Source organism: Campylobacter sp. BCW_4323 (assembly GCF_001763115.1).
Classification (GTDB): domain Bacteria; phylum Campylobacterota; class Campylobacteria; order Campylobacterales; family Campylobacteraceae; genus Campylobacter_D; species Campylobacter_D jejuni.
In genome coordinates this window covers 1,433-2,369 of sequence record NZ_MJYC01000088.1, presented here as the reverse complement: position 1 = coordinate 2,369, position 937 = coordinate 1,433, and the positions used below count along the sequence as shown (strand labels likewise).

2 pseudogenes are annotated in these 937 nt (G+C 32.8%); both read left to right on the top strand.

Annotated elements, in window-relative coordinates:
- Positions 1-607 (top strand): annotated as a pseudogene (locus AJN60_RS09220) (hypothetical protein); the annotation flags it as partial.
- Between the two features lie 78 nt (positions 608-685).
- Positions 686-937: pseudogene (locus tag AJN60_RS10080) on the top strand (hypothetical protein); the annotation flags it as partial.

Below are 937 nucleotides of genomic sequence, written 5' to 3'. Positions count from 1 at the left end.
ATTGTGTTCTAATTCTTTTCTTACAGGGCAACATTGGAATAAGCTTAGAGCAAAAATGATTTACGATTTACACGATTATCATTATGAGAGTTTATTAGATGAATTTGGTATGCTTCCTTTTTTAGATGAGATTATAGGAGCAGATTGGACGATTGATTTAAATAAATATGATTTTGCCTATGATGAAGAAGGTAGAATCATTTGGGCTTTATATGATGATATTGAAAAAGGTAAATTAAAAGATCCAAGAGATATAGATTCTACTCCAAAAAGTAGAAATAAATTTGATGATGCTATGGATGGATATAGAAATGGGATGAAAACTAACTTTGATGTAGATACTCCAAATGATTGGAGTGAACAACAAGCCACTTTATTCAAAGATACCCTAGTATTAAGCGCCAAACTAGCAGCCCTCACTCCTCCTCAAGGCTATCCTAATGCCCCTTATTATTTTACCCCTGAAAGATTAGAATGGATTTATAAAAGAGGATATTTAGACAAACTCCTTGATCCAAGAATTCCTGCTATTTATAGATATAATTTTCCGCAAGAACTTCGAGCTAAGATAAGAGCTTATGCTAAAGAGCATAATATAAAAGAGTGAAAATAATGAATTTCATAACTAGACTAGCCACTACTATAATCATGGAAGATGGTTTATATATAGGATGAAAGGATAAAAATGAGTGAAACTTACGAGATTTATACTTCTAATGGTGGTATATTAGATGTGGAAAAAGAAACGAATAAAATTTTACTCTATGATGGGGGAGCTAAGGTAGGCAAATACACCCAAGAATATTCCAAAGCCCTTTTTGAAGCACACAATATCAAACAAAACTCCCCCTACAAAGACTATCAACCCCAATACCTAGATCCTGAATTTCACACAGGGGAGAAATCTACTTTACTTGAATTTAAAGATTGGCAAAGT